Source organism: Arcanobacterium buesumense, assembly GCF_012563545.1.
GTDB classification, from domain to species: domain Bacteria; phylum Actinomycetota; class Actinomycetes; order Actinomycetales; family Actinomycetaceae; genus Arcanobacterium; species Arcanobacterium buesumense.
Genome location: NZ_CP050804.1, coordinates 1,523,854 through 1,547,664, shown reverse-complemented (window position 1 = coordinate 1,547,664; position 23,811 = coordinate 1,523,854). Strand labels below are relative to the sequence as shown.

The 23,811-nt window shown below is 49.9% G+C and carries 32 protein-coding genes; all 32 read left to right on the top strand.

The annotated features are described in order from the left end of the window. Positions 1 to 14 precede the first annotated feature (14 nt). The 32 genes from fusA (at position 15) to HC352_RS07025 (ending at position 23,799) form a co-directional block, all read left to right on the top strand. Complete coding sequence (fusA, locus tag HC352_RS07180) at positions 15 to 2,135, top strand: elongation factor G (protein ID WP_168918238.1); 2,121 nt, start codon at positions 15 to 17, stop codon at positions 2,133 to 2,135. 123 nt (positions 2,136 to 2,258) lie between these two features. After that, positions 2,259 to 3,449: an elongation factor Tu gene (tuf, locus tag HC352_RS07175; RefSeq protein WP_168918237.1), complete on the top strand. Its 1,191-nt coding sequence runs from the start codon at positions 2,259 to 2,261 to the stop codon at positions 3,447 to 3,449. Between the two features lie 333 nt (positions 3,450 to 3,782). Further along, positions 3,783 to 4,091 (top strand): 30S ribosomal protein S10, encoded by a 309-nt coding sequence (gene rpsJ / locus HC352_RS07170; protein ID WP_013170582.1) that lies wholly within the window; start codon positions 3,783 to 3,785, stop codon positions 4,089 to 4,091. A gap of 13 nt (positions 4,092 to 4,104) precedes the next feature. Further along, positions 4,105 to 4,773: a 50S ribosomal protein L3 gene (gene rplC, locus HC352_RS07165; RefSeq protein ID WP_168918236.1), complete on the top strand. Its 669-nt coding sequence runs from the start codon at positions 4,105 to 4,107 to the stop codon at positions 4,771 to 4,773. Positions 4,774 to 4,778: 5 nt separating this feature from the next. Next, the gene (rplD, locus tag HC352_RS07160; RefSeq protein ID WP_168918235.1) at positions 4,779 to 5,426 is read left to right on the top strand and encodes a 50S ribosomal protein L4; all 648 of its coding nucleotides are present in this window, start codon (positions 4,779 to 4,781) and stop codon (positions 5,424 to 5,426) included. Then, positions 5,423 to 5,737, top strand: a complete 315-nt coding sequence (gene rplW / locus HC352_RS07155; RefSeq protein WP_091280255.1) for a 50S ribosomal protein L23 — start codon at positions 5,423 to 5,425, stop codon at positions 5,735 to 5,737. The genes rplD and rplW overlap by 4 nt, the downstream gene beginning before the upstream one ends. 29 nt (positions 5,738 to 5,766) lie before the next feature. Then, positions 5,767 to 6,603 (top strand): 50S ribosomal protein L2, encoded by an 837-nt coding sequence (gene rplB, locus HC352_RS07150; protein ID WP_168918234.1) that lies wholly within the window; start codon positions 5,767 to 5,769, stop codon positions 6,601 to 6,603. A gap of 17 nt (positions 6,604 to 6,620) precedes the next feature. After that, a complete protein-coding gene (gene rpsS, locus HC352_RS07145) occupies positions 6,621 to 6,902 on the top strand; it encodes a 30S ribosomal protein S19 (RefSeq protein WP_168918233.1) in 282 nt (93 codons plus the stop codon). Positions 6,903 to 6,928: 26 nt separating this feature from the next. Next, a complete protein-coding gene (rplV, locus tag HC352_RS07140) occupies positions 6,929 to 7,288 on the top strand; it encodes a 50S ribosomal protein L22 (protein WP_168918232.1) in 360 nt (119 codons plus the stop codon). Between the two features lie 2 nt (positions 7,289 to 7,290). Then, positions 7,291 to 8,115: a 30S ribosomal protein S3 gene (gene rpsC / locus HC352_RS07135; RefSeq protein WP_168918231.1), complete on the top strand. Its 825-nt coding sequence runs from the start codon at positions 7,291 to 7,293 to the stop codon at positions 8,113 to 8,115. A gap of 5 nt (positions 8,116 to 8,120) precedes the next feature. Beyond that, on the top strand, positions 8,121 to 8,537 hold the full coding sequence (rplP, locus tag HC352_RS07130; RefSeq protein WP_168918230.1) for a 50S ribosomal protein L16: 417 nt from the start codon (positions 8,121 to 8,123) through the stop codon (positions 8,535 to 8,537). Beyond that, positions 8,534 to 8,767: a 50S ribosomal protein L29 gene (gene rpmC / locus HC352_RS07125; RefSeq protein WP_168918229.1), complete on the top strand. Its 234-nt coding sequence runs from the start codon at positions 8,534 to 8,536 to the stop codon at positions 8,765 to 8,767. Before rplP ends, rpmC begins: the two co-directional genes overlap by 4 nt. Positions 8,768 to 8,775: 8 nt before the next feature. Continuing rightward, the gene (rpsQ, locus tag HC352_RS07120; protein ID WP_168918228.1) at positions 8,776 to 9,060 is read left to right on the top strand and encodes a 30S ribosomal protein S17; all 285 of its coding nucleotides are present in this window, start codon (positions 8,776 to 8,778) and stop codon (positions 9,058 to 9,060) included. Between the two features lie 91 nt (positions 9,061 to 9,151). Further along, a complete protein-coding gene (gene rplN, locus HC352_RS07115) occupies positions 9,152 to 9,520 on the top strand; it encodes a 50S ribosomal protein L14 (RefSeq protein ID WP_013170571.1) in 369 nt (122 codons plus the stop codon). A gap of 3 nt (positions 9,521 to 9,523) precedes the next feature. Then, positions 9,524 to 9,868, top strand: coding sequence for a 50S ribosomal protein L24 (gene rplX, locus HC352_RS07110; protein WP_168918227.1), 345 nt, complete (start codon positions 9,524 to 9,526; stop codon positions 9,866 to 9,868). Between the two features lie 8 nt (positions 9,869 to 9,876). Beyond that, a complete protein-coding gene (gene rplE, locus HC352_RS07105; protein WP_211080732.1) occupies positions 9,877 to 10,422 on the top strand; it encodes a 50S ribosomal protein L5 in 546 nt (181 codons plus the stop codon). Between the two features lie 5 nt (positions 10,423 to 10,427). Then, positions 10,428 to 10,613 carry a type Z 30S ribosomal protein S14 gene (locus HC352_RS07100; RefSeq protein WP_013170568.1) on the top strand — a complete coding sequence of 62 codons (186 nt, stop codon included), beginning with the start codon at positions 10,428 to 10,430 and terminating at the stop codon, positions 10,611 to 10,613. Between the two features lie 55 nt (positions 10,614 to 10,668). Continuing rightward, positions 10,669 to 11,067, top strand: coding sequence for a 30S ribosomal protein S8 (gene rpsH, locus HC352_RS07095; protein WP_168918225.1), 399 nt, complete (start codon positions 10,669 to 10,671; stop codon positions 11,065 to 11,067). A gap of 15 nt (positions 11,068 to 11,082) precedes the next feature. Continuing rightward, entirely contained in the window at positions 11,083 to 11,619 is a 537-nt protein-coding gene (rplF, locus tag HC352_RS07090) for a 50S ribosomal protein L6 (protein WP_168918224.1), read from the top strand. Beyond that, a complete protein-coding gene (gene rplR, locus HC352_RS07085; RefSeq protein WP_168918223.1) occupies positions 11,619 to 11,990 on the top strand; it encodes a 50S ribosomal protein L18 in 372 nt (123 codons plus the stop codon). The genes rplF and rplR overlap by 1 nt, the downstream gene beginning before the upstream one ends. Positions 11,991 to 12,015: 25 nt before the next feature. Beyond that, positions 12,016 to 12,723, top strand: coding sequence for a 30S ribosomal protein S5 (gene rpsE, locus HC352_RS07080; protein WP_168918222.1), 708 nt, complete (start codon positions 12,016 to 12,018; stop codon positions 12,721 to 12,723). Next, positions 12,720 to 12,902, top strand: a complete 183-nt coding sequence (gene rpmD / locus HC352_RS07075) for a 50S ribosomal protein L30 (protein ID WP_091280283.1) — start codon at positions 12,720 to 12,722, stop codon at positions 12,900 to 12,902. Before rpsE ends, rpmD begins: the two co-directional genes overlap by 4 nt. Then, positions 12,902 to 13,348 (top strand): 50S ribosomal protein L15, encoded by a 447-nt coding sequence (gene rplO / locus HC352_RS07070; protein ID WP_168918221.1) that lies wholly within the window; start codon positions 12,902 to 12,904, stop codon positions 13,346 to 13,348. Before rpmD ends, rplO begins: the two co-directional genes overlap by 1 nt. Positions 13,349 to 13,601: 253 nt before the next feature. Then, the gene (gene secY, locus HC352_RS07065; RefSeq protein WP_168918220.1) at positions 13,602 to 14,888 is read left to right on the top strand and encodes a preprotein translocase subunit SecY; all 1,287 of its coding nucleotides are present in this window, start codon (positions 13,602 to 13,604) and stop codon (positions 14,886 to 14,888) included. Beyond that, positions 14,885 to 15,469, top strand: coding sequence for an adenylate kinase (locus HC352_RS07060; RefSeq protein WP_168918219.1), 585 nt, complete (start codon positions 14,885 to 14,887; stop codon positions 15,467 to 15,469). The genes secY and HC352_RS07060 overlap by 4 nt, the downstream gene beginning before the upstream one ends. 80 nt (positions 15,470 to 15,549) lie before the next feature. Beyond that, the gene (gene map, locus HC352_RS07055) at positions 15,550 to 16,383 is read left to right on the top strand and encodes a type I methionyl aminopeptidase (protein ID WP_168918218.1); all 834 of its coding nucleotides are present in this window, start codon (positions 15,550 to 15,552) and stop codon (positions 16,381 to 16,383) included. A gap of 297 nt (positions 16,384 to 16,680) precedes the next feature. Beyond that, entirely contained in the window at positions 16,681 to 17,979 is a 1,299-nt protein-coding gene (locus HC352_RS07050; protein WP_168918217.1) for an MFS transporter, read from the top strand. Between the two features lie 2 nt (positions 17,980 to 17,981). Then, the gene (aes, locus tag HC352_RS07045) at positions 17,982 to 18,941 is read left to right on the top strand and encodes an acetyl esterase (RefSeq protein ID WP_168918216.1); all 960 of its coding nucleotides are present in this window, start codon (positions 17,982 to 17,984) and stop codon (positions 18,939 to 18,941) included. A 44-nt stretch (positions 18,942 to 18,985) separates the two neighbouring features. Next, a complete protein-coding gene (gene caiA, locus HC352_RS07040; protein ID WP_168918215.1) occupies positions 18,986 to 20,119 on the top strand; it encodes a crotonobetainyl-CoA dehydrogenase in 1,134 nt (377 codons plus the stop codon). A gap of 10 nt (positions 20,120 to 20,129) precedes the next feature. Then, positions 20,130 to 21,359, top strand: a complete 1,230-nt coding sequence (caiB, locus tag HC352_RS07035) for an L-carnitine CoA-transferase (RefSeq protein WP_168918214.1) — start codon at positions 20,130 to 20,132, stop codon at positions 21,357 to 21,359. A gap of 35 nt (positions 21,360 to 21,394) precedes the next feature. After that, positions 21,395 to 22,906 (top strand): AMP-binding protein, encoded by a 1,512-nt coding sequence (locus HC352_RS07030; RefSeq protein ID WP_211080653.1) that lies wholly within the window; start codon positions 21,395 to 21,397, stop codon positions 22,904 to 22,906. Between the two features lie 17 nt (positions 22,907 to 22,923). Next, positions 22,924 to 23,799, top strand: coding sequence for a MaoC/PaaZ C-terminal domain-containing protein (locus HC352_RS07025; RefSeq protein WP_168918212.1), 876 nt, complete (start codon positions 22,924 to 22,926; stop codon positions 23,797 to 23,799). The last annotated feature ends 12 nt before the right edge of the window (positions 23,800 to 23,811 follow it).

Here is a 23,811-nt window from a genome sequence, read left to right as displayed (position 1 = left end):
CAGGAAAGAGATCCATGGCACACGAAGTGCTTACCGACCTAAATAAGGTCCGTAACATCGGAATTATGGCGCATATTGACGCGGGTAAAACCACCGTCACCGAGCGCATCCTCTTCTACACCGGTATTAACTACAAGCTCGGTGAAACTCACGATGGCGCATCCACCACTGACTGGATGGAGCAGGAGAAGGAACGCGGTATTACGATTACATCGGCTGCGGTCACTTCTTTCTGGAAGGGTCATCAGATTAACATCATCGACACCCCTGGACACGTTGACTTTACCGTTGAGGTGGAGCGTTCGCTCCGCGTTCTCGACGGCGCGGTCGCTGTATTCGATGGTAAAGAAGGTGTTGAGCCACAGTCAGAGACCGTTTGGCGTCAGGCTGATAAGTACAACGTTCCACGTATCTGCTTCATTAACAAAATGGACAAGATGGGTGCGGACTTCTATTTCTCTGTTCAGACCCTTAAGGATCGTTTGCACGCCAACCCGATTATCATGGAACTGCCAATTGGTGCAGAGTCTGATATCGCTGGCGTTATTGATCTTCTTAACATGAAGGCATTGCGCTTCCCGGAAAAGGATGAGAAGGGCAACGCAACCATGGGTAACTTGGTTGTTGAGGAAGAAATTCCTGCTGACCTTCTTGCTAAGGCTGAAGAATACCGTGCTGCTCTCGTTGAGCAAGTTGCGGAAAACGACGACGAACTTCTTGATAAGTATCTCGGCGGCGAAGAGCCTTCGATCGATGAGCTTAAAGCTGTTATTCGCCGTATGACGATTGCTGGCGAAGGTTTCCCAGTCTACTGCGGTTCAGCATATAAGAACATCGGTATCCAGCCGGTTCTCGATGCTGTTGTTGATTTCCTTCCTTCCCCACTTGATGTTGGTGAAGTTAAGGGCGTTGATCCACGCGATGAAGAAGTTGAGCTTATTCGTAAGCCGAGTGAAAATGAGCCATTCGCAGCTCTTGCTTTTAAGATCGCAGTTCACCCATTCTTCGGTCGTTTGACCTACGTCCGTGTCTACTCTGGAAAGATGGACGCCGGTTCGCAGGTGCTTAACGCGACCAAGGGTAAGAAAGAGCGCATCGGAAAGATTTTCCAGATGCACTCGAATAAAGAAAACCCAGTGGATACCGCACACGCTGGCCACATCTATGCTGTTATCGGTCTTAAGGACACCACAACTGGTGATTCATTGACCGATCTCAACCACCCGATTTCGCTCGAATCGATGACGTTCCCGGATCCAGTGATCCACGTCGCCGTCGAGCCTAAGTCAAAGGCTGACCAGGAAAAGCTCGGTATTGCTATTCAAAAGCTAGCCGAAGAAGATCCTACCTTCACTGTCCGTTTGGACGAAGAGTCTGGTCAGACTGTTATTGGCGGTATGGGCGAACTTCACCTCGATATCATCGTTGACCGTATGCGTCGCGAGTTCAAGGTTGAAGCTAATGTTGGTGCGCCAATGGTTGCTTACCGTGAAACGATCCGTTCCACGGCAAAGTCTATTGACTACACCCACAAGAAGCAGACCGGTGGTTCCGGTCAGTTCGCAAAGGTTATTGTCACTTTCGAACCTCTTGAGGAAAACGAAGAAGGCAAGACCTACGAGTTTGTTGACGCTGTGACCGGTGGCCGCGTGCCACGCGAGTACATTCCGTCTGTCGATGCTGGTATTCAAGCTGCTATGGAAAACGGCGTTCTTGCCGGATTCCCAATGGTAAATGTGAAGGCCACTCTCGAAGATGGTGCGTACCACGACGTCGACTCCTCCGAAATGGCGTTCAAGATTGCTGGCCAGATGGTGTTCCGTGAGGGCGCTAAGCGCGCTAACCCGGTTATCCTCGAACCAGTAATGGACGTGGAGGTTCGTACTCCGGAAGAGTACATGGGAGATGTGATTGGCGACCTTAACTCTCGCCGTGGTCTGATCTCCTCCATGGAGGACGCGACTGGTGTCAAGATCGTTCGCGCTCTCGTTCCGCTTTCCGAAATGTTCGGATACATTGGCGATTTGCGTTCTAAGACGCAGGGTCGCGCAGTGTACTCCATGCAGTTCGCGAAGTACCAGGAAGTCCCGAAGGCTGTTGCCGACGAGATTATCCAGAAGACCCGTGGCGAGTGAGCCAACAGGTCTGATTTACAATCAACCAATAGACCAGTAGGATCTCTTTAGTCACGGTTTGGTGCTAGCGCACAAAACTTATAAACTGAAGACCAAATAACATCGAGTCCCAGGAGGGCGAAAGTGGCAAAGGCCAAGTACGACAAGTCCAAGCCGCATATGAACATCGGCACCATCGGTCACGTTGATCACGGAAAGACAACGACGACCGCTGCGATTACCAAAGTTCTTGCGGAAAAATATCCAGAACTGAACGAGTTCACCCCGTTCGACCAGGTTGACAATGCTCCAGAAGAGCGTCAGCGTGGTATTACCATCAACGTTTCCCACGTTGAATACCAGACCGAAAAGCGTCACTACGCACACGTTGACGCCCCAGGCCACGCCGATTACATCAAGAACATGATTACCGGCGCTGCACAGATGGACGGCGCAATCCTCGTTGTTGCCGCTACTGACGGCCCAATGGCTCAGACTCGCGAGCACGTTCTTCTTGCTCGCCAGGTTGGCGTTCCACAGATCATCGTTGCTTTGAACAAGGCTGACATGGTTGACGATGAGGAAATCCTCGAGCTCGTCGAAATGGAAGTTCGTGAGCTTCTCTCGTCCCAGGATTACCCAGGTGACGATCTCCCAGTCGTTAAGATCTCGGCACTCAAGGCTCTTGAGGGTGACGCTGAGTGGAGCAAGTCCATCGAAGAGCTCATGGAAGCTGTCGATACCTACTTCGACGATCCAGTGCGCGATCTTGACAAGCCATTCCTCATGCCAATCGAAGACGTCTTCACGATTACTGGTCGTGGAACCGTTGTTACCGGTCGTGCAGAGCGCGGTATGCTCAAGCTCAATGAGGAAGTCGAAATCCTCGGTATTCGTGCACCACAGAAGACCACTGTTACCGGAATTGAAATGTTCCACAAGCAGATGGATTACGCTGAGGCTGGCGAAAACTGTGGTCTCTTGCTCCGTGGTACCAAGCGTGAAGATGTTGAGCGTGGACAGGTTGTTGCCAAGCCAGGCACCATCACCCCACACACCAACTTCGAAGCTCAGGTCTACGTGCTCGGTAAGGACGAAGGTGGCCGTCACAACCCATTCTTCTCCAACTACCGTCCGCAGTTCTACTTCCGTACCACTGACGTTACCGGCGTGATCACCCTTCCAGAGGGCACCGAAATGGTTATGCCAGGCGACAACACCGACATGTCGGTTGAGCTCATCCAGCCAATCGCTATGGAAGAGGGCCTCGGCTTCGCTATCCGTGAGGGTGGCCGCACCGTTGGTTCAGGTCGTGTCACCAAGATCATCAAGTAATGTATCTGCTAGGTAACTAAACCTTCTATGAGGGCCCTGTCTTTTGGCAGGGCCCTCATAGTTCACCTAGAATTGGTGAAAAGTCATCATGAGTGTGGAATGAAACACCAACTGCGCTCATGACTTGATGAGTTGTGCCTTTGTTTGCAATACTTATCAAGTTGTCTGGTTGTAACCAGACGTAAAGAACTTGGCCGAAGTGCAAAAGTATTTCGGTACATAAGGCCGGTTCACTGAAAAATCTCATAGGGCTTGACGTTGTTGATTGCTTAACCGCGACACGCCCGATGGCGGGTTTCAGTGTTCCGCGGTAGAAGAGAGGGAGACGACGCCATGGCGGGACAAAAGATCCGCATCCGTCTGAAGTCTTATGACCATGAGGTCATCGACAACGCAGCGAAAAAGCTCGTCGACGAAGTTACCCGTACAGGAGCGTCGGTCGTGGGCCCAGTGCCGTTGCCGACCGAGAAGAACGTTTTCACGGTCATTCGCTCGCCCCACAAGTACAAGGACAGTCGCGAACATTTTGAAATGCGTACGCATAAGCGACTGATCGACATTGTCGATCCGACTCTGAAGACCATTGACACGCTCCGCCGTCTGGATCTTCCAGCCGACGTTAGCGTCGAGATCAAGCTCTGAGGTAACGCATAAAATGACCAAGAACATCACTACTGCTAAAGTGGCGCCGGTTAAGGCCCTACTTGGCACCAAGCTCGGCATGACCCAGGTCTGGGATGAGAACGCTAACCTCGTTCCAGTGACGGTTGTTCGTGTTGGTAAGAACGTTGTAACTCAGGTTCGTACACCTGAAATCGATGGCTATTCAGCAGTCCAGATCGCATCTGGCGAGCTGAAGGCTAAGAACGTGACAAAGCCACTCAAAGGACACTTTGAGAAGGCTGGTGTTGCACCACGTCGTCACGTTGCAGAAATTCGTACAGTAGACGCTGAAGAGTACTCATTAGGCCAAGAACTTGGTGTTGAGACCTTCGAAGCTGGCCAGACTATCGATGTTATCGGTAAGTCTAAAGGCAAGGGTTTTGCTGGTGTTATGAAGCGTCACGGCTTCGCTGGTGTATCAGCATCGCACGGTGCACACCGTAACCACCGCAAGCCTGGCTCGATTGGCGCTTGTTCCACACCTTCCCGTGTTTTCCGTGGGATGCGTATGGCAGGACGCATGGGCAATGCTCGCGTGACCGTACAAAATTTGACCATTCACGCCATTGACACCGAGAATGATTTAATCCTCGTGTCTGGCGCTATCCCAGGTAACAAGGGTGGCGTCGTCGTGATCCGTACTGCCGTGAAGGGAGCCTGATCTAAATGGCAGACCTCAAGGTTGACATCCTCGACACCACAGGCGCTAAGGCCGGATCAACAACTCTGCCCGCAGAGTCGTTCGATCTCGAAATTAATATTCCATTGATCCACCAGGTCGTCGTCGCCCAGCTTGCTGCTGCACGTCAGGGTACGCACAAGACTAAGACCCGTGGCGAAGTCCGCGGCGGTGGCGTCAAGCCATTCAAGCAGAAGGGTACCGGTCGCGCTCGCCAGGGTTCGATCCGCGCCCCACACTTCACCGGCGGTGGCACTGTCCACGGCCCGCGCCCACGCGATTACTCGCAGCGCACCCCTAAGAAGATGATTGCCGCAGCACTTCTTCAGGCTTTGTCTGATCGTGCACGTAATGGTCGTATTCACGTCCTCACCGGTATCGTCGATTCGGCAACTCCTTCAACCAAGGCAGCTCTCAACCTCCTCAATAAGGTTGTTGACGAGCGTACCGCACTTGTTGTACTAGAGCGTAACGATGAGACTGCCGTTCTCTCGCTTCGCAACTTGCCACAAGTTCACATCATTTACGTTGATCAGCTCAACGCATACGATGTGCTTGTTGCCGACGATGTCATCTTCACCCAAGCCGCTCTTGACACCTTTGTTGGTGCACACAGCAAGGAGGAGACGAAGTGACTCAGTACGCAGCGTTCCACAACAAGGATCCGCGTGACGTCATTCTTGCCCCAGTAGCTACTGAAAAGTCAGCTCGTGGCGAGGATGAAGGTAAGTACACCTTCTTGGTGCACCCATCCGCGAACAAGACGGAAATCAAGATCGCCATCGAGAAAATCTTTGGTGTCAAGGTTGAGTCCGTGAACACTCAGAATCGTGCAGGCAAGACTCGTCGCACTCGTAACGGCATCGGCCGTCGCAAGGCAACCAAACGAGCCATTGTCACCCTCCGTGAGGGCACGATCGACATCTACGGCGAGATCGTCGGCTAACGCCGGCAGGATATTGAGGATAAGAACTCATGGGAATTCGTAAGTACAAGCCGACGACACCAGGTCGTCGCGGTGCGAGCGTCGCCGACTTCGCTGAGATCACCCGATCGACGCCGGAGAAGTCGCTCCTGCGCCCGCTCTCTAAGACTGGTGGCCGTAATAATTCCGGCCGCATCACTACCCGTCACAAGGGTGGTGGCCATAAGCGCCAGTACCGCGTGATTGACTTCCGTCGTCACGATAAGGACGGCATTCCAGCACGTGTTGCTCATATTGAGTATGACCCGAACCGTACCGCACGTATCGCACTTCTACACTACGTAGACGGCGAAAAGCGTTACATCTTGGCTCCGGTCAACCTCAAGCAGGGCATGATGGTTGAGAATGGTCCGTCTGCAGACATCAAGCCAGGCAACAACCTTCCACTTCGCAACATTCCAGTTGGTACCGTGATCCACGCTGTGGAATTGCGCCCAGGTGGCGGTGCAAAGATCGCCCGCTCTGCTGGCGTTTCGGTACAGCTCGTTGCTAAAGAAGGTAAGTACGCCCAGCTGCGTATGCCATCTGGCGAAATTCGTAACGTCGACGCGCGCTGCCGTGCAACTGTTGGCGAAGTTGGCAATGCTGAGCAGTCCAATATCAATTGGGGTAAGGCTGGCCGCATGCGGTGGAAGGGCGTTCGCCCAACCGTTCGTGGTGTTGTCATGAACCCAGTTGATCACCCACATGGTGGTGGTGAAGGTAAGACCTCTGGTGGTCGTCACCCAGTATCCCCATGGGGTAAGAAGGAAGGCCGTACACGCCATCCCAACAAGCCCAGCGACAAGCTCATTGTGCGCCGTCGCAAGACTGGCAAGAAGCGCTGATCAGGAGGATATGAGCAATGCCGCGTAGTTTGAAGAAGGGCCCGTTCGTAGACGAACACCTTATGAAAAAGGTGGACGCCCAAAACGAAAAGGGTACCAAGAACGTTATTAAGACCTGGTCCCGTCGGTCGGTTATTACCCCCGACTTCCTAGGTCACACCTTTGCAGTCCACGACGGCCGTAAGCATGTTCCGGTGTTCGTCACCGAATCCATGGTCGGCCACAAGCTCGGCGAATTCGCCCCTACTCGTACTTTCCGTAGTCACGAGAAGGACGATCGCAAGGGCCGCCGCCGCTAAGGCAGCGCAGAGAGTTAGGCAGGATTATGGAAGCCAAGGCACAAGCACGTTACGTACGTGTAACGCCGCAGAAGGCACGTCGCGTGATCAATGAGATCCGTGGAATGCGTGCTCTTGCAGCGGTCGACCTACTAAAGTTCGCACCACAGGCTATTGCCATCGATATCAAGAAGATTCTTGAATCGGCTATGGCAAATGCCCGTTACGCCGCTGAGCAGGCCAACGAACGTTTCGACGAAGCTGATCTTAAGATCACCGCCGCATACGTTGACGAAGGCCCAACGATGAAGCGCATCCAGCCACGCGCTCAGGGTCGTGCGAATCGCATTATGAAGCGTACAAGCCACATCACCGTCATCGTCGGTGACGAGAAGAAGGGAGCCTGATTGTGGGACAGAAAGTAAACCCGACCGGTTTCCGTCTCGGTATCACCACCGAACATCGGTCGAAGTGGTTCGCTGACTCCACCAAGGAAGGTCAGCGCTACCGCGATTACATTGAAGAAGACATCAAGATTCGCCGCAAGGTGGAAAACGACCTCGAACGCGCTGGTATTTCCCGCGTTAACATCGAGCGTCGCACCGAGCGCGTTGTCATCGACATTCACACTGCCCGTCCGGGTATTGTGATTGGTCGCCGTGGCGCTGAAGCTGATCGTCTTCGCCAGGATCTTGAGAAGTTGACCGGCAAGGCCGTACAGCTCAACATTCTCGAGGTTAAGAATCCAGAAGCTGATGCACAGCTTGTTGCTCAGGGTATTGCTGAGCAGCTAGCAGCCCGTGTGTCTTTCCGTCGTGCAATGCGTAAGGGTATTCAGTCCGCGCAACGCGCTGGCGCTAAGGGCATTCGTGTTCAGTGTTCCGGTCGTCTTGGCGGCGCAGAAATGTCGCGTGCAGAGTTCTACCGTGAAGGTCGAGTCCCACTGCACACCCTGCGCGCCAACATTGACTATGGTTTCTATGAGGCACGCACCACCTTCGGCCGTATCGGCGTGAAGGTATGGATCTACCGCGGTGACGTTACCGACGCCGAATACTATCGTTCACTCGCTGAAGCACCACGTGGCCGTGGTGGACGCGGTGGTGAACGTCGTGGTCGACGTGGTGATCGTCCAAATCGCGGTGCACGTTCGAACCAGTCGGTAGAGCAGAAGGCTGCACCGGCTGAAGCACCGGCAACCGAGCCGGCACCTACCCAGGAAACGGAGGCCTGAGTTACATGCTCATTCCCCGCCGCACAAAGTACCGCAAGCAGCATCGTCCGACTCGTTCGGGCATGTCCAAGGGCGGAAACCAGATTGCATTCGGTGAATTCGGTATCCAGGCACTGGAGCCGGCTTATATTACCAACCGTCAGATTGAGGCAGCACGTATTGCCATGACCCGTCACGTCAAGCGTGGTGGTAAGGTGTGGATTAACATCTTCCCAGATCGCCCGTTGACCAAGAAGGCTCTCGGTCTTCGTATGGGTTCTGGTAAGGGCCCAGTAGAAACCTGGGTAGCAAACGTCAAGCCTGGCCGTGTCATGTTTGAACTTGCTGGTGTGCCAGAGCAACTAGCTCGTGAAGCAATGTTGCGCGCTATGCACAAGCTCCCAATGAAGACCCGTTTTATTACTCGTGAGGATGGTGAATGATGGCTAAAGGCATCAGCACTGAAGAGCTCGATAAGCTTAATGACGTTGAGCTCGCAGAGCGTCTGAAGGAATCGAAGGAAGAACTTTTCAACCTTCGTTTCTCCGCCGTGACCCACCGTCTGGAAGATTCCGGTCGTCTTAAGGAAGTGCGTCGCAATATCGCACGCATTTACACCATTGCCCGCGAGCGTGAGCTCGGAATTCGCACCGCTCCGACGGCTAAGAAGTGAGGTCCCACATGAGCGAGCAAGAAAAGTTGACTGATACCACAATGCGAAACCATCGCAAAGTTCGCCGTGGTTATGTAGTATCTGACAAGATGGACAAGACCGTTGTGGTCGAAGTTGAAGACCGCCGTAAGCACCCGCTTTACGGTAAGGTTATGACTCGTACCAAGCGCGTCAAGGCCCATGACGAATCTAACGAGGTCCGGGTTGGCGATCTCGTACGTATCATGGAAACCCGACCGTTGTCTGCGACCAAGCATTTCCGCGTGGTCGAGATTATCGAAAAGGCTAAGTGATGTATCCCGGGCGGCAACGCCCGGGAAAGCAAACCATCCGTTCGGCAAGGCTCGTAAAACGAGAACCGGCACGACGACAGGAGAAATGTAAATGATCCAGCAGGAGTCGCGGCTTAAGATCGCTGACAACACCGGTGCTAAGGAAATCCTCTGCATTCGTGTTCTCGGTGGTTCTGGCAAGCGCTACGCCGGAATTGGCGACACGATTGTCGCCACCGTCAAGGATGCCATTCCTGGCGGAAATGTTAAGAAGGGCGACGTCGTTAAGGCGGTCGTCGTCCGTGCAAAGAAGAGCACTCGTCGCGCTGACGGCTCATACATTCGCTTTGACGAAAATGCAGCTGTCATCCTGAAGAACGAGAACGAGCCTCGTGGTACCCGTATCTTCGGCCCCGTCGCTCGTGAGCTTCGTGATAAGAAGTTCATGCGTATCGTTTCATTGGCACCGGAGGTGATCTGAGATATGGCGAAGATCAAGAAGGGTGACCTAGTTCAGGTAATCGCTGGACGTGACAAGGGCATGCAGGGAACAGTTTTGGCTGTCATCCCAGCTGAAGACCGCGTCATCGTCGAAGGCGTTGCTCGCGTAAAGAAGCACACCAAGGTCGGCCGTACCGAGCGTGGTGCTGCCACTGGTGGTATTGAGACTGTTGAAGCTCCAATTCACATCTCCAATGTGGCCCTCGTTGGCTCAGATAAGAAGCCAATCCGTGTTGGTTTCCGTGAGGTTGAAGTTGAGCGTAATGGTCGCAAGAAGATCATGCGTGAGCGCATCGGACGTCGTGGTGGAAAGGAAATCGAACTGTGAGCGAGAAAATTACTCCGCGTTTGAAGACTAAGTTCGCTAACGACATTCGTTCCAAGATGAACGACGAGTTCAAGTACGCAAATATCAACCAGATTCCTGGTCTAGAGAAGATCGTCGTCAATATGGGCGTCGGCGATGCAGCTCGTGATTCGAAGGTTTTGGAAGGCGCAATTGCCGACATTACCGCGATCACTGGTCAGAAGCCGCAGATCAACCGGGCTCGTAAGTCCATCGCTCAGTTCAAGTTGCGCGAAGGCCAAGCAATCGGTTGCCACGTAACTATGCGTGGCGATCGTATGTGGGAGTTCCTCGATCGTCTTCTTTCCACTGCTTTGCCTCGTATCCGCGATTTCCGCGGTCTTTCGCCTAAGCAGTTCGATGGTCATGGTAACTACACCTTCGGTCTAACCGAACAGTCTGTCTTCCATGAGATCGACCAGGATAAAATTGATCGCGTCCGCGGTATGGATATTACCGTGGTCACGACTGCTAAGACTGACGAAGAGGGACGTGCTTTGCTGCGTCACCTTGGATTCCCGTTCAAGAAGGACTGACGAAGATGGCAAAGACCTCACTCAAGGTAAAGGCTGCTCGTAAGCCTAAGTTCGCCGTTCGCGCTTACACTCGTTGTCAGCGTTGCGGCCGTCCACACTCGGTTTACCGCAAGTTCGGCCTATGCCGCGTTTGCTTGCGCGAGATGGCCCACCGTGGCGAACTGCCCGGTGTCAAGAAGTCCAGCTGGTAAGAATCTACGTCGCAGGTCTTAATAGGAAACCGCGACGAGAAAGGGCAAAAGCCCGATGTCTATGACAGACCCAATTGCAGATATGCTCACGCGTCTGCGCAACGCCAATTCGGCGTTCCACGAGTCGGTTTCAATGCCGTACTCGAAGATGAAGGCAAATATTGCCAACATCCTTCAGCGTGAGGGTTACATCGCCGACTTCACAGTCGAAGATGCCCAGGTGGGCAAGACGCTCACCCTCAACTTGAAGTTCGGTCCAAACCGTGAGCGTTCGCTTGCTGGTTTGCGTCGTATTTCGAAGCCGGGTCTTCGTGTTTACGCGAAGTCCACAAATCTTCCTCAGGTTCTTGGCGGCCTTGGCGTAGCAATTCTTTCTACGTCCTCTGGTTTGCTCACCGACCGTGAGGCTAAAGACAAGGGCGTAGGTGGGGAAGTCCTCGCCTACATCTGGTAAGGAAGGAGTGTAACAATGTCTCGTATTGGTAAGCTCCCAATTACTATCCCGGCTGGTGTCGACGTCAAAATTGATGGCGATGTAATTTCAGTTAAAGGGCCAAAGGGCGAACTCGCTCATACTGTCCCAGCTCCAATCACCGTTGAAGTTGAAGACAACACCATTGTTGTCCGTCGACCAAATGATGATCGCGTTGCGCGTTCATTGCACGGTTTGACCCGTACACTGATTGAAAACAATGTCATTGGTGTGACCGAAGGTTACACCAAGGCCCTCGAAATCGTTGGTACTGGTTACCGCGTCGTTGCCAAGGGTTCGAATCTCGAATTCTCCCTTGGTTACTCGCACACGATTCTCGTGGAAGCTCCAGAAGGTATCACTTTCGCAGTTGAAGCTCCAACAAAGTTCTCGATCAGTGGTATCAACAAGCAACAAGTCGGCGAGATGGCAGCTCGAATTCGTAAGCTTCGCAAGCCTGAGCCGTACAAGGGTAAGGGTATTCGCTACGTTGGTGAATACGTGCGCCGCAAGGCCGGAAAGGCTGGTAAGTGATGGCTGTTACTCCAAAGGGCAAGGGCAAGTTCGTTTCACGTACTCGCCGCCACATCCGACTCCGCAAACGTATTTCCGGTACTACCGAGCGTCCACGCTTAGTAGTTACTCGGTCAAATCGCCACATGGTTGCACAGGTCATCGACGACACCGTAGGCAAGACTCTTGTGTCCGCCTCGACGCTCGAAGCTGATTTGCGCGCCGCATCCGATTCCAAGGTCGATAAAGCACGTGTTGTTGGCGAACTCGTCGGTAAGCGTGCTGTTGACGCCGGTATCACCCAGGTCGTTTTCGATCGCGGTGGTAACAAGTATCATGGTCGCGTTGCTGCAGTTGCGCAAGGCGCCCGTGAAGCTGGTCTGACCCTGTAAATTGGCAAAACGAGAGGAAATTCTTATGGCTGCACAGCAGCGAGGACGAGCCAATGGCTCGGAGAACGACGGCTCACGCAACGAGCGTAATAACCGTCGTGATGATCGCCGTGGCGATCGTCGCACCGATCGTCGCGCCGAGGATCGCAACGCTTATATTGAGCGCGTCGTGACGATTAACCGTGTCGCTAAGACCGTTAAAGGTGGACGTCGCATGTCCTTCACCGCACTTGTTGTGGTTGGAGACGGCAACGGCACCGTAGGTGTTGGCTACGGCAAGGCAAAGGAAGTACCTGCTGCAATCGCAAAGGGTACCGAAGAAGCAAAGAAGAACTTCTTTAAGGTTCCACGTATTGGCACCACTATTCCGCACTTGGTCCAAGGACGAGACGCTGCTGGCGTCGTCCTCCTTCGCCCAGCTTCCGCTGGTACCGGTGTTATCGCCGGTGGTCCAGTTCGTGCGGTCATGGAGTGCGCTGGAATTCACGACGTTCTTTCAAAGTCTTTGGGCTCTTCCAATGCAATTAACATTGTTCGCGGTACCATCGCAGCATTGAAGCAACTAGAACAGCCTGAGGCAGTTGCCGCTCGTCGCGGTTTGCCACTGGATGCGGTTGCTCCTAAGTCAATGCTTCGTAAGCGTACCGAGCACGAAGCCAAGGAACGCGAAGATGCCGAACTCGAAGCACAGCGTGCTGAGAATGAAGCTGCCGCCGCAGGAGTTGGTGCATGATGAAACTCAAGATTACTCAGACCAAGGGTCTTGTAGGTACGAAGCAGAATCAAAAAGATACTGTTCGTTCACTTGGCCTACACAAGATCCACCAGTCGGTCATTCGTGAAGATACTCCGGTTGTCCGGGGCATGATTCGCACGGTTGCCCACCTGGTTACTGTGGAGGAGGTGGCCTGATGGCTGACGTTCTAAAGGTACATGATCTACGCCCAGCTGCCGGCGCCAAGAAGGCTCGCACTCGTGTGGGCCGTGGTGAAGGCTCGAAGGGTAAGACAGCAGGTCGCGGTACTAAAGGTACCAAGGCTCGCTACCAGGTTAAGGCTGGTTTCGAAGGTGGCCAGATGCCATTGCATATGCGTCTACCTAAGCTCCGTGGTTTCAAGAACCCGGCGCGGATCGAATACCAAGTTGTTAATCTCAACAAACTCGAGTCGCTCTTCCCAGAAGGTGGCACAATTACCGTTGATGATCTCGTAGCTAAGGGTGCAGTTCGTGCCAACAAGCTCGTTAAGATTCTCGGTACTGGCGAAATTAACGTTAAGGTCAACGTCACGGTTGACGCTTGGTCTGGTTCTGCTAAGGAAAAGATCGAAGCTGCAGGCGGTTCGCTAGAGCAACGCTGAGCATAGCTCACAATACTTAAGGCGGGCTCAGTATCACGCATATGATACTGAGCCCGCCTTTTACATGCAAAATGTCTCAAACATTACTCAATTAACACTGTATTTGTCCACTATATACCGGGTATAGTTGTCACAGTACGTGTGTCTGGCTTTAGCCAGCCACCATAGCTTTTAAAGCTATGACATGACCTAACATCGGCTTGCCGATATACCGCGCCCGGTATCAACCGGATCCAACATCGGAGGAACTTCCTTGCTACACGCACTGATCTCAGCCTTCCGTACCCCAGACTTGCGAGCTAAGCTCCTCTTCACCGTCATGATTATGGTGATTTACCGTCTCGGTACATTTATTCCAGCTCCTTTTGTCTCTTATAAGAATGTGACGAAATGTCTTGATGAGGCTGGAAGCGAAGGACTACTTACATTAATCAACATGTTCTCGGGCGGAGCTATGCTAAAACTAGCTGTGTTCGCGCTTGGAATTATGCCCTATATTACGGCATCCATCATTGTTCAGTTAATGAAGGTAGTTATTCCACGTTTTGAAGAACTCTCTAAAGAAGGTCAGACGGGCCAGGCTAAACTCACGGAGTACACTCGTTATTTGACGATCTTCTTGGCGATCTTGCAATCCTCTGTCACCGTTTCTGTTGCTAATGGGGCATTGTTCCAAAACTGTAGTGTTGATCCGATCCCTGAAGCATCTGCTGGTAAGTACGTGATTGCTATTTTAGCGATGACTGCTGGTACTGGCTTGATTATGTGGATGGCTGAACTTATCACTGAGCGTGGCGTCGGTAATGGTATGTCCTTGCTTATCTTCACCGGTATTGCTGCTAATTTCCCTGCAATGCTTGGCAATGTCAGCCAGTCGAATCATGGCTGGTTCGGTGTGTTAATCGTTTTGACAATGTTCCTGGCAATCACCGTCGTGGTTGTTTTCGTTGAGCAGTCACAACGTCGTATTCCTGTTCAATATGCAAAGCGTGTTGTTGGACGACGCACTTACGGTGGCACGTCGACCTACATCCCGCTGAAGTTGAACATGGCTAACGTTATTCCAGTTATTTTCGCTTCATCGATTTTGTCGATGCCGACGATGTTTGCCCAGTTCTCGTCTTCACAAGACGGATGGGCAGCGTGGATTCGTACGTACTTTGCTCCGCATTCGTTCTGGTACTTAGTTGCTTACTTCTTCCTCATCTTGTTCTTCGCATTCTTCTATACGTCGATTACCTTCGATCCAGAAGAAGTTGCCGATAACATGAAGCGTTATGGCGGATTCGTTCCAGGTATTCGTGCCGGACAGCCGACAGCTGATTACCTGCGTTATGTCATTAACCGTATTACTTGGGTTGGCGCACTTTACTTGGCGATTGTTGCGTTGATTCCACAAATCGTCTTTACCCAAATGGGTTTGACATCGTTCAGCTTTGGCGGAACGTCTATCATCATTCTCGTTGGTGTTGGACTTCAGACCGTAAAGGATATTGACGCCCAACTTCAACAACGTCATTATGAAGGATTCTTACGATGAGTTTTCGTTTGATTCTTACTGGAGCCCCGGGAGCTGGTAAAGGTACCCAAGCTACCGCGGTTTCTCAAGAATTAGGTATTCCAGCAATTTCTACGGGTGAGATTTTCCGGGCGGAAATTGCAGAAAAGTCAGATATTGGTCTTGAAGCCCAACGATATATTAGCGAAGGGAATCTTGTTCCTGATTCGGTAACGAATGAAATCGTTCGGCGGCGGCTTGCACAGGCGGATGCTACGAACGGGTTCTTGCTCGATGGATATCCGCGCACATTGGAGCAGATTGACGCATTAGATCAGATGCTCGCCGATAAGGGTGAACAGATTGATGCGATGATCGAAATCTCTATTGCTGATGAAGAGGTGTCTCATCGGTTGCTCAAGCGAGCTGAGATTGAAGGACGTGCAGACGATACTCCGGACGTTATCGCCCATCGGGTAGCGGTATACCATGAGGCGACGGAGCCGATCGTTGGTGCTTATCGAAATCGTAATAAGCTCATTACTGTTGATGGCATGGGGACGATTGAGGAAGTGCGTGCTCGAATCGTTAGTGCTGTTAAAGACCATCTGGGTTTGAAGTAACCTATTTTAGTAAACTGCTAGCTACATGTGTGGCTAGCAGTTTACTATTATCGCCATTATCGGAGTGAAGGAAGAGCGACGTGGGAAACAAAATTCAATACAAGACCGATGAACAGATCATTAAAATGCGGACAGCGGGTTTGGTCGTTGCCCAGATTCATGCCGCGTTGCGGGCTGCTGCCCGTCCGGGAGTGACCACGGCCGATATGGACCAGGTTGCTCTTGAGGTGTTGAATAAGAATGGGGCGCGGTCGAACTTTTATGGGTATTACGATTATCCAGGTCAGATCTGCACGTCGGTGAATGAGGAGATCGTTCATGGCATCCCAGGGCCACGCGTTCTTGAACCAGGTGACCTCGTCTCATTTGACTGTGGCGCAGTAGTTGACGGCTGGCACGCGGACGCATGCATTAGCGTTGTTATCCCCGGTGGCGATCCGAAAGTTACCGAAGCTCGCCAGACTTTGAGCGATATTACCCGCGAGTCGATGTGGGTTGGAATTGCTGCGATGGCCACTGGTAAGCGGGTTGGCGATATTGGTGACGCGATTGACGAGTATGTAGAGACACTAGATGATAGTGTTCGTCCAGATATTGTTTTAGATTACACCGGCCATGGGATCGGTGATGCGATGCATCAAGAACCAGAAGTGCTCAATTATTCCATTGATGCTCGCACCCCTAAACTCAAGCCAGGTATGGTTTTATGTATTGAGCCTATGCTCACTGCCGGTGTGCAAGATAACCACACCTTGGCTGATGAGTGGACTGTGGTTACCGACGACGGTGCGGATGCCTGCCATTGGGAGCATATGGTGGCTTTGCATCAAGGAGGAATTTGGGTGCTAACCGAACCGGACGGGGGAGCTAGCGAGCTGGCTCGCTTTGGTATTACGGTAGCTCCATTGAGTTGAATTAACTGGTGTAGTTACTTTTGTTTTTAACCGATGGGGACATTAGCCCTAATTTAAAAAATATTTATATTGGTATAGTCACGGTATGGCTGAATGGTTTATCCTTTCCAGCAGTGATGCTGAAAGGTTTTACTCGCCAACGAGCGAGAAGCCACAGGTTACGGAGTTAATTAAGGACGCATCTAGTCCGCAATTAACTCCGATTTTTTTATATGCGAAAGTTTCACGGCCGTTAGTTTCGGTTTTGTCATTGGAACCTTCTGCACTCCTGATACCTTTCATGAAAGTGACCATATTATGAAACATCTACGTTCTGAAGTACATGCCTCAGATTTGAGCCGTGGCCACCGGTTCTTTCTGCTCATACTTGTCTCTATTGGTAGCTCAATCATCTATACTCCTGCATACCTAAAAAACGTGTTTTATGATCCGTTAATGCAGGCAACCGGTGCTAATAATGCTGAGATTGGAAAAATGCTCTCCGCTTATGCAATTACCGCAACCATCTGTTATCTGCCATCGGGAGTGATCGCCGATAAGATTCGTACTCGAACTCTTGCTTGGGTGGGATTTGGTAGTACAGCAGTTCTTACTTTTATCTATGCTCTATTACCTTCTGTGCAGATGCTCTATATAGTTTTCGTCGGTATGGGTATTACGACTATTCTCATTTGGTGGGGTATCCGCTTTAAGCTTGTACGGTTGATTTCGGAAGAAAAAGAGTATTCGCGAAACATTGGAATATCGTATGGGTTTTATGGTGCAGCAGGTCTATTAGTGGGTCTGATTTCCTTAGTCATCGTTTCTTGGATGGCAAGCAATATGATCATGGCCATCCGGACGATGCTTATCTTCCTCGGTGTACTCATTTTGCTTTTAGGCATTTTATCCTACTTATTCATTCCTCGTTTCGAAGGTGAAATTGCTTCATCGGCAAACGGCGGATTTAGTCTCTCCATGGCATTCGTTGCTTTCCGTAACCCGGTAGTGTGGTTGTCTGCATTGACGATGTTTTTTGTGTACTTCTACTACACCGGTGTCAATTACACGACGCCGTATCTCCAGGACGTTATGGGGGCATCGTTAGGAGTAGTAACCGTTGTATCAATTTTGCGTACCTATGGTGTCACCTTGCTTTCTGGCCCGGCGTTTGGGTTCATCGCAAAAGCTGTTGGTTCTCCTTCACGTATTATTGCCGTTTCGTCCATAATAGTTGCGATTTCTCTCGTTGCGTTTACCGTATTGCCACAAAATGCGGGCATGGCAGTGGTGGCTGCAATCATCGTCGTATTGCTTGGCTTTGTTGCTAACGGTGTTTTTGGTGTCGTTTCTTCGCAGTTATCTGAAGGAAAAGTTCCATTAAAAGTTTTTGGTACGGCGACTGGTCTACTGTCAGTTATTGGTTTCTTACCTGACACTTTCTCGTCAGCTTGGTTCGGCTCAATAATTGATGAACAGGGTAACGATGCGTACCCAATTATTTTCTATATTCTCGCTGGTTCTGCGTTGCTCGCTGCTACTTTTTCGGCACTGTTGTTGCTATACGTCAAGCGTCTGAATGCTTCGTCTGAAAATGCTCAATCGGGGGGTAAGTGAGAATGCCGAATAAGATTGATATTTCAGATCTATTAGCTCCTTCGCAAAAGGAAGCTTTAGCACAACAAAACAGGTTAGCCGCTGACCTTTATCGTCCCGGACAAACGATTGAGGAAATGCGAGTTGCCTACGAACAAGAGCGTAAATGGTGGAATGAAGGTGGGCCCAAGGTTCCTTCGGAAAATATATTAGTCCCAACTCGACATGGCAATGTGAGTTGTCGGCTATATCGTGGTGGCTTAAGTGCCGAGCCTGCTCCGGTAATATTTTTTATTCATGGTGGCGGATTTGCGCTAGGGAGTGTAGACACACACGATCGAATCACGCGTGTGCTTGCGCAAGAAGCTGAGGCAAACGTCGTTTCAATAGACTATACGCTTGCTCCAGAAGCTAAGTACCCACAAGCGATCGAAGAAACTATCGACGTAATTAAGTACGTGCGAGAACGTGGTCAAGAAATGCATGTTGATGCATTGGAGATAGCTTTTGCCGGAGATTCCGGTGGTGCCAATATGTCAATGGGGACATTCTTGAAAATGAAGGCTGAAGGGTGTTCTGCTCCGGTTCGGGCAATGCTTCTCATTTATGGCTGGTTTGGTCTTCACGACTCTAGATCAATTCGCCGTCTAGGCGGTCCATGGGATGGTTTAACCGAGTCTGATTTCCAAATGTATAAAAACTTATATTTAAGCCAACCAGAAGATGAATTTGCACCATTTGTCGATATCCTTTCGCAAGATCTAAAAGATGTACCACCGGCGTTTATTCTTGCTGCCGGTTTAGACCCGTTAAAGGATGATTCGCGTACTCTTGCGGATATTTATCGTAGTTACGGAATTGAGCACGACTTTGTGGAGATACCCGGCGTCATTCACGGTTTTATCCATCATGGAAGGCTTATTGATGAAGTCGGTAAGTGTCTCAAACGAGCAGCAGTATTTTTCAAAAGCCAGAGCAAATAACAGAAACAAAAGTGGAATTGAAGCCACTGAAGGGAAGGAAAACAATGGATTTTTCGTTAACTGAAGATCAGCAACTCATCGTTGACTCATTCACTGATCTGATGAAGAGTGAAAACTGGGAAGCATACTTTCGTGAGTGTGACGCCAATAAAGAGTACCCCCACCGTTGGGTAGCTGCTTTATGTGAGCTCGGATTTGATCGAATCCTCTTGCCTGAGGAATTTGATGGTCTAGGAATGGATTGGATCACTCTTACGGCTGTATATGAGGCATTGGGGCGAGAAGGTGGGCCTACTTACGTCCTATACCAACTTCCGGGAATCGCCGGGCTTATGCGTGAATGTAGTGAGCCACAACAGCAGATGTTCTTGAAATATTTGGGTACCGGAGATCAAATCTATAATTTTGCTATGACTGAGCCGAGTGCCGGATCATCTTGGGATGATATGCAGACAACTTACACTCGTCGTGATGGCAAAGTGTACCTCAATGGACATAAGACGTTCCAAACTTCCTCGATGAAAGTGCCGTACATGATTGTTATGGCGCGTAATAGTGAAGATATGTCGGTTTATACCGAGTGGATTGTAGATATGTCTAAGGAAGGTGTGACTAGGGAACCACTAGCCAAGCTAGGGTTGCGTATGGATTCTCTTGCTGAACTTTACTTTGACAATGTTGAACTTGATGAGAGCGACATCTTTGGTCAAGAGGGAAACGCTTTCATGCGTGGCGTTAAGGATTTCGATCAAGAACGTTTCCTTGTTGCCTTGACAAATTACGGTACTGCACTTTGTGCATTTGAAGACGCAGCGAAGTATGCAAATCAGCGTATTCAAGGAGGAAAGCCAATTGCGGCTCACCAACTGATTCAACTCAAATTTGCAGATATGAAAGTCGCTATTACCAATATGCGAAATATGCTTTACGAAATTGCCTGGAAGCAAGGACGAGGCGAGTTGGGTCGAGGAGATTGCTCTATGGCCAAGTATTACTGTTCTCACGCGTCCACCATGGTCGTCGACGAAGCTCTACAGGTACTTTCTGGAGTGGCAATCACAGGTGAACATCGCTTGCAACGTTTTTACCGCGATATTCGGGTAGACCGTGTTTCTGGTGGCACTGACGAAATGATGATTCTAACTGCTGGCAAGCAGGCTTTGCGTGAGTATCGGTAAGGAGAAAAAGATGACTAATAACTATGAAATAGAAACAACTAAACCATCTTTTGGTGTTCTTGATGATATTAAGGTGGTCTACTCTGCTATGGAGATTGCTGCCCCTACTGCGGCAGCAATAATGGGAGAATGGGGCGCTGACGTTACCTGGGTAGAAAACCATTGGAATGGCGATTCGATGCGTGACACTACATGGGTTAAAGAAATGGAACGTCGTAATATGCGCTCTATCTCTATGAACCAGTTTTCAGATGAGGGAAAAGAAGTACTGTTTGGTTTGATTAAAGATGCTGATATCTTTATCGAATCATCCAAGGGTCCGGTATTTGCACGTAAAGGAATTACCGACGAAGTATTGTGGAAGATTAATCCACGCCTTGTGATTGTTCATGTATCTGGATTTGGGCAAAGTGGCAAACAGTCGCGGATCAATACTGCTGCGTACGACCTTACAGTTGCGGCATATTCTGGTATGGTCGCGCAAAATGGTTTCGAGGATCAGCCAGTAGGAATGCATCCCTATACTGGTGATTACATTAACTCATTGATGATCATTTCGGCATCACTCGCAGCGTTGCACAAGGTTAAGGTAAGCGGCGTAGGAGAGTCGATTGACCTTGCGATGCACGAGACGCTACTGCGTGTCGGTTCGTATTACATGATGGATTATCTTAACGCAGGTGTTAAGTATCCTCGTCCGGGTGGCCGACACCAAAATCTGTGTGCAATTGGCGAGTATGCATGTGCAGATGGGTTCATAGCCTTGTGTATTTATGGTGTCCCACAAAATAGGTACCTTCTTGAAGTTATTGGTCTTGGGCATTTGTGGGGAACTGAGGATATTCCAGAAGGAACTTCAGCGTTGTGGAAGTCTAATCCACAGGCAGAGCTTATTGAACAGAAGCTCGAAGAATACTTGTCAACGCAGTCACGTCATGATGTTGAAAGAGATTTTTCCGAACACAAGATGGCGGCTCAGGCTATTAACGAGTTCGAGGATGTCATTAGCGATCCGCATATAAAGGAACGTGACACTTTCATCACGTGGGAAAACGGCGAAGGGAAAACTGTCACTGGGTTGAATACATTCCCGAAGTTCAAGAACTTTCCAGGAGAATTTTGGCGTCCAATGCCACGTTTGGGACAGGATACGAAGTATTTGCTCGAACGTGCTGGGTTCAGTGAAGAAGATATTCAACGTTTCATTGAAAACGGAACTGTCAAAATTGACGAAGCGTAGATCATAGGTTCTGGTAAGTGAAGGAGTTGCCTCAAATGTGTGGTCAAACAATCCCAATGATGTGGGATAACTGTGTACAAACACGTCCAAATGAAGAATTCCTTGTTTTTATTGATAATTCAATTGGAAAGGCAACTTCCTTCACTTACTGGGAGTTTGATTCTCGGGTGAATCAAACGGCTAATATGCTTTCTGAGCGTTTTTCTATTTCGAAAGGCGATCGTGTTGCGCTTATTATGTGCAATTCAGTCGAATTGATCGAATGGATATTGGCAACAAGTAAATTAGGGGCAGTGGTAGTCCCAATGCTGCCAACGCTTACGAGTAGCGAATACGACCATCTGCTTTCCACAAGTACTCCTAAACTCGTCGCCATTCAGGGATTAGTCTTTCCTGAGCTTCCGGAAAAACATCGGCAAAAAGTTCTATGGCTGGAAGAGAGCACCCGACTTGCCGATGATTATTCTCCAGAATTTGATAAAGAAATTCATATTTGTAGTACAGATCTGGCGCAAATAATGTTCACGTCCGGGACAACTGCATGCCCCAAGGGTGTTATGCTGACACATGCCAATTTTGTATTTTCCGGATTTTACGTTAATTGGCAGTTGGCGATGACTCCACGTGATCGTTATTTAACGTCGATGATGGGCACGCATGTGAATTTCCAACTCTCGGCATTAATGCCCGTTATAACAATTGGTGCTTCGTTAATTTTTGTATCGCGGTATAGCGCTCGCCGTTTTTGGAAACAGGTGTGTTCCTACGGTGCAACGCTAGTTCAATCGATGGCAATGATAGCGCGAACGATGCTTGCGCAACCTGTCGATGAAGAAGAGAAAAAGCATAATGTGCGTTTTGTGCATTATTTTTTGCCGATTAATGATGATGAAATGCGGGAGTATAAAGAGCGTTTCAATGTAGAGATTGTAAATAGTTATGGCTTAACTGAAACTCTCGTAGGTGTGCTAACGGATATACCTTATGGTCCTAGTAAGTGGCCCGCTGTGGGTATTGAAGGTCCTGGTTACGAGGCGCAGATACGACGCGACGATGGAAGCGTGGCTCTCCCTTACGAAGAAGGGCGTATATACATTCGCGGTATTCAAGGTAAAACTTTGATGGCAGGATATTGGCGTGGAAAAGAAGATACTAAGCAGACGATAGATTCATATGGATGGCTCGCTACTGGGGATGTGGGTTATCGAGATGACGAAGGATGGTTCTATTTTGTTGAACGGGATGCGCGTCTAATTAAGCGATCTGGGGAAAATATTTCCGCACGAGAAATTGAACTTGTCTTGAGTCAGCTTGATGAAGTTAAAGATGTAGCTGTTATTGGTATTCCAGATCCAATTTATGATCAGGTACCCAAAGCCATTGTTGTGAGTACAAATTCATCGTTAACTGAACGAGATGTTATTGAGTTTGCAAAGAAATCTTTGGCAGATTTCAAAGTTCCAGCCATTGTGGAATTTCGTAATGAAATTCCACGTGGATTGTACGGAAAACTACTAATTAAACAACTTCGTAATGATGCGAAGTAATAACTAAGGAGAAAAACATGGCAATTGATACTAGTATGGTCGGCCAGACTTTTGGTCCGTTTGTGCGTGAGTATACCTTCCGAGATCTAGAACTCTTTGCTCTGGGTTGTGGTGCCGGTATCGACGGCAAAGATGGCCTTGAGTATTTAGACGAACACGACGAACGTAATCCTCAACTTAAAGTGCTTCCGATGTTTGGCGCGATGCTTATTGTTGATTCGGAAGTTACCCGAACGATTGATTACGGATACAATTATGCAGGTTCATTGCACTGGGGCTTTGATATTAAATTCCATCAGCCAATTACCAAGCTAAACGATCGTGTAGAAACGATGGTTAAGCTTGAGGGTTTATACGACCGAGGGGCAGGACGAGGCCTTCTAGCCCAGCATATTGGCGATACTTACGATTCAGATGGCAAGTTGTTATTCACGAATGAATCGTGGGATTGCTTGATATATGACGGCGGTTGGGGTGGTCCGGCTGCGCCGAAGGATATCGTTGATATGCCCGAACGCGAACCAGATGTTGTTGTTACCGAACGTATTCCGGAGAATCAAGCACTAATTTACCGCTTGTCTGGTGATTATCATCCACAGCATATTAATTGGGAATATGCTGCAGAAAACGGTGAACCACGGCCAATTCTTCACGCAATTTCTTATGCGGGTGTTGTTATGCGCCATGCAATTAATGCGTATATGCCGGGTGAACCGGAGCGTATTAAGCGATTCAAGACGCGTATTACCTCACCAGTGCTTCCTGGTACCACACTTAAGACTGAGCTATGGCAAGTAGGCGAGGGAGAACTACGATTCCGGTTGGTCGATGAAGATAGTGAACAAACAGGTGCAAAGCCGCATTTGAATTGGGGAATCATTGAGTTCGAGTAAGGCTTAATAGCT

Bases quoted from the DNA above. Each gene is read 5' to 3' on its own strand.
- fusA (WP_168918238.1), top strand. From the start codon at position 15: ATGGCACACGAAGTGCTTACCGACCTAAATAAGGTCCGTAACATCGGA.
- rpsJ (WP_013170582.1), top strand. From the start codon at position 3,783: ATGGCGGGACAAAAGATCCGCATCCGTCTGAAGTCTTATGACCATGAG.
- rplC (WP_168918236.1), top strand. From the start codon at position 4,105: ATGACCAAGAACATCACTACTGCTAAAGTGGCGCCGGTTAAGGCCCTA.
- rplD (WP_168918235.1), top strand. From the start codon at position 4,779: ATGGCAGACCTCAAGGTTGACATCCTCGACACCACAGGCGCTAAGGCC.
- rplB (WP_168918234.1), top strand. From the start codon at position 5,767: ATGGGAATTCGTAAGTACAAGCCGACGACACCAGGTCGTCGCGGTGCG.
- rpsS (WP_168918233.1), top strand. From the start codon at position 6,621: ATGCCGCGTAGTTTGAAGAAGGGCCCGTTCGTAGACGAACACCTTATG.
- rplV (WP_168918232.1), top strand. From the start codon at position 6,929: ATGGAAGCCAAGGCACAAGCACGTTACGTACGTGTAACGCCGCAGAAG.
- rplP (WP_168918230.1), top strand. From the start codon at position 8,121: ATGCTCATTCCCCGCCGCACAAAGTACCGCAAGCAGCATCGTCCGACT.
- rpmC (WP_168918229.1), top strand. From the start codon at position 8,534: ATGATGGCTAAAGGCATCAGCACTGAAGAGCTCGATAAGCTTAATGAC.
- rpsQ (WP_168918228.1), top strand. From the start codon at position 8,776: ATGAGCGAGCAAGAAAAGTTGACTGATACCACAATGCGAAACCATCGC.
- rplN (WP_013170571.1), top strand. From the start codon at position 9,152: ATGATCCAGCAGGAGTCGCGGCTTAAGATCGCTGACAACACCGGTGCT.
- rplX (WP_168918227.1), top strand. From the start codon at position 9,524: ATGGCGAAGATCAAGAAGGGTGACCTAGTTCAGGTAATCGCTGGACGT.
- HC352_RS07100 (WP_013170568.1), top strand. From the start codon at position 10,428: ATGGCAAAGACCTCACTCAAGGTAAAGGCTGCTCGTAAGCCTAAGTTC.
- rpsH (WP_168918225.1), top strand. From the start codon at position 10,669: ATGTCTATGACAGACCCAATTGCAGATATGCTCACGCGTCTGCGCAAC.
- rplF (WP_168918224.1), top strand. From the start codon at position 11,083: ATGTCTCGTATTGGTAAGCTCCCAATTACTATCCCGGCTGGTGTCGAC.
- rplR (WP_168918223.1), top strand. From the start codon at position 11,619: ATGGCTGTTACTCCAAAGGGCAAGGGCAAGTTCGTTTCACGTACTCGC.
- rpsE (WP_168918222.1), top strand. From the start codon at position 12,016: ATGGCTGCACAGCAGCGAGGACGAGCCAATGGCTCGGAGAACGACGGC.
- rpmD (WP_091280283.1), top strand. From the start codon at position 12,720: ATGATGAAACTCAAGATTACTCAGACCAAGGGTCTTGTAGGTACGAAG.
- rplO (WP_168918221.1), top strand. From the start codon at position 12,902: ATGGCTGACGTTCTAAAGGTACATGATCTACGCCCAGCTGCCGGCGCC.
- HC352_RS07060 (WP_168918219.1), top strand. From the start codon at position 14,885: ATGAGTTTTCGTTTGATTCTTACTGGAGCCCCGGGAGCTGGTAAAGGT.
- HC352_RS07050 (WP_168918217.1), top strand. From the start codon at position 16,681: ATGAAACATCTACGTTCTGAAGTACATGCCTCAGATTTGAGCCGTGGC.
- aes (WP_168918216.1), top strand. From the start codon at position 17,982: ATGCCGAATAAGATTGATATTTCAGATCTATTAGCTCCTTCGCAAAAG.
- caiA (WP_168918215.1), top strand. From the start codon at position 18,986: ATGGATTTTTCGTTAACTGAAGATCAGCAACTCATCGTTGACTCATTC.
- caiB (WP_168918214.1), top strand. From the start codon at position 20,130: ATGACTAATAACTATGAAATAGAAACAACTAAACCATCTTTTGGTGTT.
- HC352_RS07030 (WP_211080653.1), top strand. From the start codon at position 21,395: ATGTGTGGTCAAACAATCCCAATGATGTGGGATAACTGTGTACAAACA.
- HC352_RS07025 (WP_168918212.1), top strand. From the start codon at position 22,924: ATGGCAATTGATACTAGTATGGTCGGCCAGACTTTTGGTCCGTTTGTG.